This is a genomic window from Kitasatospora sp. NPDC091257 (assembly GCF_044757675.1).
In the GTDB taxonomy this organism is placed as follows: Bacteria; Actinomycetota; Actinomycetes; order Streptomycetales; family Streptomycetaceae; genus Kitasatospora; species Kitasatospora lactacystinica.
In genome coordinates this window covers 1-7739 of sequence record NZ_JBIVVI010000335.1, presented here as the reverse complement: position 1 = coordinate 7739, position 7739 = coordinate 1, and the positions used below count along the sequence as shown (strand labels likewise).

General features: G+C 76.9%; 2 protein-coding genes and 1 pseudogene. All 3 read right to left on the bottom strand.

From position 1 onward, the window contains the following. On the bottom strand, positions 1 to 442 hold a 442-nt coding region (locus ACIQOV_RS17600; RefSeq protein ID WP_401049429.1), incomplete at its 3' end, for a beta-ketoacyl synthase N-terminal-like domain-containing protein. Positions 443 to 553: 111 nt separating this feature from the next. Further along, positions 554 to 5410 (bottom strand): annotated as a pseudogene (locus tag ACIQOV_RS17595) (type I polyketide synthase); the annotation flags it as partial. Positions 5411 to 5452: 42 nt separating this feature from the next. Beyond that, on the bottom strand, positions 5453 to 7739 hold a 2287-nt coding region (locus ACIQOV_RS17590; protein WP_401049428.1), incomplete at its 5' end, for a type I polyketide synthase.

The window sequence follows — 7739 nt, the reverse complement described above, 5'->3', positions numbered from 1 at the left end:
CCTCCGGCAGGTCCATCCCGGGGCCGTAGCTGACCGAGGTGACGCCGACGAAGACCCCGGTGCTGGAACCCCGCAGCGACAGCGGGTCGAGCCCGGCGTCCTCGAAGGCCTTCCAGGAGGTCTCCAGCAGCAGCCGCTGCTGCGGGTCCATCGCCAGCGCCTCGCGCGGCGAGATCCCGAACAGGTCCGCGTCGAACTCCCCGGCGTCCTCGACGAATCCGCCCGCCCAGGACGGCTCGTCGGCCAGCGAGAGGTCCCAGCCGCGGTTCGCGGGCAGCGGACCGATCGGGTCCTGGCCGGTGCTGACCAGCCGCCACAGGTCGTCCGGGGAGCGCACGTCGCCCGGGTAGCGGCAACTCATCCCGACGATGGCGATCGGCTCGCCCGCCGCGGACTCCAGGTCCCGGACCCGCCGGCGGGTGTGTTGCAGCTCGGCGACCACCCGGGTGAGGTAGTCGCGGAGCCGCTGGGCGTCGTCCGCCATCGGCCGCGCATCATCTGCCATCGAAACTGCCGCCTTCCAAGATTGTCCCCGGCCACCACGCACCCCTGCTCACGAGAGGCCGAGATCCCGGTCGATCACGTCGAAGAGCTCTTCGTTGCTGGCCCTGCTGAGCTGGTCCCGCAGGTCGTCGAAGGCGACCGGGTCGTCGCCGCCCGCGCCCCGGTGGCGGGTGAGCAGCGCCTCCAGCCGCAGGACCACCCGGACCCGGTCCACGTCGTCCTCCGCCCGGGCCAGCAGCGCCTCTTCGAGCAGGTCCAGCTCCGCCGTGGAGGGCAGGGCCGCCGCCGCGTCGTCGGGCAGCGCCTCGCCCAGCAGGTGGGCGGCCAGCACCGCGGGCGTCGGGTGGTCGAACACCACGGTGGCGGGCAGCGGCAGGCCGGTGGCCTCGCCGAGCCGGTTGCGCAGTTCGACGGCGGCCAGCGAGTCGAAGCCGAAGTCCCGGAACGGCCGGTCGACGTCGATCGCGGCCGGGCCGTCGTGCCCGAGCACCACGGCCGCGTGGGTGCGGACCAGGTCCAGCAGGACGGGCTCGCGGTCGGCGGCCGGCAGGGCGGCCAGCCGCTCGCGCAGGGCGCCGAGCCGGTTCCGGTCCTCGCCCTCGGTGACGGTGACCGCGGCGAGCGCCCGGACCTCGGGCAGTTCGGCGAAGAACCGGTTGGGCCGCAGCGCGGTGAACGCGGGGACGAACTGCTCCCAGGCGATGTCGGCGACGGTGACCGCTCCGGTGTCCAGGTCCAGCGCCCGCTGCAGGGCGTGCATCGCCCGGTCCGGCGCCAGCAGCGAGATGCCGCGCCGGCGCATCGGCTCCTTGATCGCCTGGTCGACCATGCCGCCGCCGTCCCACGGCCCCCAGGCGACGGCCAGCGCGCGCACGCCCTCGGCGTCGCGCCGCTGCGCCAGGGCGTCGAGGTAGGCGTTGGCGGCCGCGTAGCAGGCCTGTTCGCCGACGCCCCAGACGCCCGCGATGGAGGAGAAGTGCACGACCGCGTCCAGCCGGCGCTGGTCGAGCAGGTCGTCCAGGTGCCGGGCGCCCGCGACCTTGCCGGCCGCGGTCCGGTCGAGTTCCGCGAAGGTGGTGTCGGCGAGCGGCGCCGAGGCGCTGACCCCCGAGGCGTGCACGACGGCCCTCACCTTCGGCTCCATCGCGTCGAGTTCGGCGACCAGCCGGGCGGCGTCCGCGCGGTCCGACAGGTCGCAGGCGACCACCGTGACCCGGGCGCCGAGCTCCGTCAGCTCGGCCTCCAGCCCGGCCAGCCCGGGGGCGCCGCGGCCGCCCCGGCTGACCAGCACCAGGTGCTCGGCGCCGCCGGCGGCCAGCCACCGGGCCACCTGCCCGCCGAGCGCGCCGGTGCCGCCGGTCACCAGGACGGTGCCGCGCGGCTGCCACGCGGGCGCCTCCGGGTCGGCCGTCGGGGCGGGCAGCAGCCGGCGGGCGAAGACGCCCTCCGGGCGGACCGCCAGCTGGTCCTCGCCGTCGGCGGCGGTCAGCAGGCCGGCCAGCGCGTCGAAGTCCTCCTCCTCGGCCCCGGCGGGGAGGTCGATCAGACCGCCCCACAGCTGCGGGTGCTCCAGGGCGGCGACCCGGCCCAGGCCCCAGACCGGCGCCTGGCCCGGCTCGGCGGGCGGCTCGTGGTCGCCGGTGGACACCGCGCCCTCGGTCACGCACCACAGCGGGCCGTCGATCCCGGCGTCCAGCAGGGCCTGGACGAGCAGCAGCGTGGTGGCCGTGCCCCCGGGGAGCGCCGGCACCTCGGGGTGCGGCCCGGTCTCCAGCGCCAGCAGGGAGAGCACTCCGGCGGGCCGCCGCCCGTCGCCGACGGCCTGCCGCAGCCGGACGGCCAGGTCGGTCCGGTCGGCGGCGTCCGCCGCGACCGGCACCGTCACCACCGTGGCGCCGTGCCGGGTCAGGCCGTCCCGGTGGGCGCGCACCCGCTCGTCGTCGGCCGTCGCGGCGGGCACGACCAGCAGCCAGTCGCCGGTGAGGGCGGGGGCCGGGGCGTCCGGGACGGGCTCCCAGCCGACGTGGTAGCGCCAGCCCGCGACCTCGGCCTCCTCACGATCGCGCCGGTGCCAGTCGGACAGCAGCGGCAGCGCGGTGCGCAGCGAGGCCCGGACCCCGGGGTCGGTCACGTCGAGCCGGTCGGCGATCGCGTCGGCGTCCTCGCCGGCCAGCGCCGCCCAGAGGCCCGGGTCGACGGGCCCGCCGGCCGGCGCGGCCACCGGGTGGAGCCAGTACTTCTCGTGCTGGAAGGGGTAGACCGGCAGCTCGACCCGGCGGCCGTGGCCGTCGAAGAGCACCTGCCAGTCGACCGCGGTGCCGCGGGTCCACAGGTCGGCCAGCGCGGTGACGAACACCCCGGTGTCGTGCCAGCTGCTGCGCAGCGCCGTCGCGGTGAGCGCCGACTCGGGCAGGCTCTCGCGGGCCATCGCCGTGAGCACGCCGTCGGGGCCGAGTTCCACGAACCGGCCGACCCCCTGGGCCTTGAGGCATTCGACGCCGTCGGCGAAGCGGACGGTCTCGCGGACCTGCCGCGCCCAGTAGTCGGGGGTGCGCAGCAGCTCGTCCTCCACCGCGCCGGTGAGGGTGGAGACGATCGGGATGCGGGGCTCGGCGAAGGAGAGCGTCGCGAGGACGGCCCGGAACTCGTCCAGCATCGGCTCCATCAGGGCCGAGTGGAAGGCGTGCGAGACCGTCAGCCGACTGGTCTTGCGGCCCTCGGCCGTCCAGTGGGCGGCGAGTTCGTCGATGGTGTCCGCCGTGCCCGAGACCACCGCCGAGCCGAGGCTGTTGAGCGCGGCCACGTCCGCGGTGCCGGTGACGGCCGCGAGTGCCGCCGCCACCTCGGGCTCGGTGGCCTGCACGGCGAGCATCGCCCCGCCGGCCGGGAGCGCCTGCATCAGCCGGCCGCGCGCGGCGACCAGCGCGCAGGCGTCCGCCAGGGTCAGCACCCCGGCGCAGTGCGCCGCCGCCGCCTCGCCGATCGAGTGGCCGAGCAGGAAGTCCGGCAGCACGCCGAAGGACTCGAACAGCCGGAAGAGGGCCACCTCCAGCGCGAACAGCCCGGCCTGGGCCCACACCGTCTGGTGGAGGTCCCGGCTCCCGCCGAACACCACGTCCTTGACGGAGTGTTCCAGGCGCGGGTCCAGCTCGGCGCAGACCGCGTCGAAGGCCCGTTGGAACACCGGGAAGGCCTCGTACAGCTCGCGGCCCATCCCGGTCCGCTGGGCGCCCTGGCCGGTGAACAGGAAGGCGCTGCGGCCCTCCCCCGCCACCCCGGTGACCACGGCCTTGTCGGGCAGGTCCCCGGCCAGCGCGGCGAGCGCGTCGGCCAGACGGTCCCGGTCGGCGCCGAGCACGACGGCGCGCCGCTCCAGCGGCGCCCGGGAGAGCAGCGAGCGGCCGACGTCGACCGGGTCGGGCTCGGTGTCGGCGACGAAGGCGTGCAGCCGACCGGCCTGGGCGCGCAGCGCCTCGGTGGTGCGGGCCGCCAGCAGCCAGGGCACCACGCCGGGGGCCGGCTGCCCGGGATCGGCCGGGGCCTCGGCCTCCGGGGCCTGCTCCAGGACGACGTGGGCGTTGGTGCCGCTGATGCCGAAGGAGGAGACGCCGGCGCGGCGCGGCCGGTCCAGCTCGGGCCAGGGCTCGGCCTCGGTCAGCAGCCGCACCGCGCCGGCCGACCAGTCGACCTGCGGGGTCGGCTGGTCGGCGTGCAGGCTGCGCGGCATGGTGCCGTGGCGCATCGCCTGCACCATCTTGATCACGCCCGCCACGCCGGCGGCGGCCTGGGTGTGCCCGAGGTTGGACTTCACCGAGCCCAGCCGCAGCGGCCGGTCCTCGGGCCGGTCCTGACCGTAGGTCGCCAGCAGGGCCTGGATCTCGATCGGGTCGCCCAGCCGGGTGCCGGTGCCGTGGCCCTCGACGACGTCCACGTCCAGCGTGGTGAGCCGCGCACTGGCCAGCGCGTCCTCGATGACCCGCTGCTGGGCGGGGCCGTTGGGCGCGGTCAGGCCGCTGGAGGCGCCGTCCTGGTTGACCGCGCTGCCGCGGACCACCGCGAGCACCTGGTGGCCGAGCCGCCGGGCGTCCGAGAGCCGCTCCAGCAGGAGCATCCCGACGCCCTCGGCCCAGCCGGTGCCGTCCGCGTCGGCGCCGTAGGACTTGCAGCGGCCGTCCGAGGAGAGCCCGCCCTGCCGGGCGAAACCGGTGAAGGTGTCCGGGGAGGCCATCACGGTGGCGCCGCCCGCGAAGGCCATCGTGGTCTCGCCGGAGCGCAGCGACTGGCAGGCCAGGTGCAGGGCCACCAGCGAGGAGGAGCAGGCGGTGTCGATGGTGACCGCCGGGCCCTCCAGGCCGAGGGTGTAGGAGATCCGGCCGGTGGCGACGCTGCTCATGTTGCCGATGCCGAGGTAGGCGTCCACCCCCTCGGGCACGTCGATCATGCGGGCCGCGTAGTCCCGGTACATCAGCCCGGCGAACACCCCGGTGCGGCTGCCGCGCAGCGCGTACGGGTCGACGCCGCCGCGCTCGCACGCCTCCCAGCAGGCCTCCAGCAGCAGCCGGTGCTGCGGGTCCATGGCGGTCGCCTCGCGCGGCGAGATGCCGAACAGCGTCGGGTCGAAGCCGTCCGCGTCGTGCAGGAAGCCGCCGCTGCGGGCGAATCCGGCGTCCTCGCCGACGTCCCAGCCGCGGTCCTCGGGGAAGGCGGAGACGGCGTCCACGCCCTCGGACACCAGCCGCCAGAGCGCGTCCGGGCCGTCCACGCCGCCGGGCAGCCGACAGGCCATGCCGACGATCGCGATCGGCTGGCGGTCGGCCGACTCGGCGGACTGCAGCCGTTGCCGGGTCTGGTGCAGTTCGGCCGTGACGCGCTTGAGGTAGTCGCGCAGTTTCTGCTCGTCCGCCATGTCAGGCCTCACAGGGTGTCGGGTAGGGGTTCGGCAGCAGGGTCACGAGGCGCCCAGTTCCTTGTCGATGAAGTCGAAGAGGTCGTCGTCGGTGGCGGTGTCCAGACCGGCCACCACGTCCGGCGACCCGGCCGCGGGAGCGCCGTCCTCGAAGCGGGCCAGCAGCGCCTGGAGGCGCCGGACCACCGTGATCCGCTCCGCCTCGGCCGCCTCCGCCAGCTCGGCCTCGATCCGCTCCACCCGGTCGGTGAGCGAGGCGGCCGAGGTGCGCGGCGGGGCGATCCGCCCGGTCAGGTACTCGGCGACCCGGGCGGCCGACGGCTGGTCGAACACCAGCGTCGCGGGCAGCCGCAGCCCGGTTCGGGCGGACAGCCGGTTGCGCAGTTCGACCGCGGTGAGCGAGTCGAAGCCGAGGTCGACGAAGCCCCGGTCGGGCGCGACGGCCTCCGCCGTGGCGTGCCCGAGGACCTGCGCGACGTCCGCCCGGACGGCGTCCAGGACGATCCGGGCCTGCTCCGCGGGGGTGCGGCCGGCCAGCTGCCGCGGCAGCGAGGGGCCGTCGGCGGCCGCGCTCGCCCGGCGCGGGCCGCCGGGCAGCAGTCCGCGCAGCAGGGCCGGGACGGCGCTGTCGGCGGTGCCCGGCCGGGCCGGCAGGTCGAGCCGGACCGGCACCAGGTGGGCGCGGTCGGTGGCCAGCGCCGCGTCCAGGAGCGCGAGGCCCTGTTCCGCGGTCAGCCCGTCGCCGAGCCGGGCGGCCCGGTCGCCGAGGTGCCCGGTCATCGCGCTGGCCTCCGCCCAGACGCCCCAGGCGAGCGAGAGGCCCGGCAGCCCGAGCGCCCGGCGCCGCGCCGCGAGGGCGTCCAGGAAGGAGTTGGCCGCCGCGTAGTTCGCCTGGCCGGGCGAGCCGAAGGTGCCGGCCGCCGAGGAGAACAGCACGAACAGCTCCAGGTCCGTCCCCGCGGTCAGCTCGTGCAGGTGCACGGCCGCGTCGGCCTTGGGACGGAACACGGTGGCGACCCGGTCGGGCGTCAGCGACTCGACCACGCCGTCGTCCAGCACGCCGGCGGTGTGCACCACCCCGCGCAGCGGGCGCTCCGCCGGGATCGCGGCGAGCACCCGGGCCAGCGCGTCGCGGTCGGCGGCGTCGCAGGCCACCACCTCGGCGCGAGCGCCGAGTGCGGCCAGTTCCGCCGTCAGTTCGGCGGCTCCGGGGCTGTCCGCACCGCGCCGGCTGAGCAGCAGCAGGTGCCGCACGCCGTACGCCGCGGCCAGGTGGCGGGCCACCAGTCCGCCGAGCACGCCGGTGCCGCCGGTGACCAGGACGGTGCCCCCGGGTTCGGCCGGCGCTCCCGTGCCGGGGCGCGCCGCGGTGTCGGCCGGCGCTGCGGCGCCGGCCCGCGCCCGGGCCAGACGGGGCACCAGCACCCGCCCGTCCCGGACCGCCAGCTGCGGTTCGGCACCGGTCGCGTACGGGTGCCAGGCGTCGTCCGCGGGGTCCGCGTCGACCAGGACGAACCGGTCCGGGTGCTCGGACTGGGCCGAGCGCAGCAGGCCCCAGACCGCCGCGCCGGGCAGGTCGCGCACCCGGCCGGCCGGGTCGACGGCGCCGGAGGTCAGCACCACCAGCCGGGAGGAATCGAACCGCTCGTCGGCGAGCCACTGCTGGACGGTCGCCAGCGTCTCGGAGGCCGCCCGGAGCGCGGCACCCGCGTCGCCGACGGTGTCGGCGGCGGCATCGGTGTCGGTGTCGGTGGCGGCGGCGGTGGCGTCGGCGGCGGGACGGGCCACGAGGGGCAGCACCACCACCGGGGGTGCCTGCGCCCCGGCGGGCAGTCCCGCCAGCGAGTCGATCCGCTCGCCCGGCACCCCGGCCACGGCCGGCGTCTCGTCCCCGGCGAGCACCCACCACGCGGAGGCGTCCACCGGCGGCAGGATCGGCACGGGCGTCCAGTCGACCGCGAACAGCCAGTCCCGACCGGGCTGTCGACCGGTCTCCGGCAGCTGTTCGACGGCGGTCTCGCGGAGCACCAGCGAGTCGACGGAGGCCACCGGCGCGCCGATCCCGTCGGCGGTCCGGATCAGCACGCCGTCCTCGGTCGGGGTGACCGCGACGCGCAGCACCGTGGCGCCGGTGGCGTGCAGCCGGACGCCGGTCCAGGCGAACGGCACACGGGGCACCGGGCCACCGGCCTCGACGAAGCCGATCACGTGCAGCGCCGCGTCCAGCAGCGCCGGGTGCAGCCCGAACCCGGGCGCGGCCGCGGCCGCCTCCTCGGGCAGCGCCACCTCGGCGTAGACCGTCGCGCCCTCGCGCCAGGCCGCCCGGACC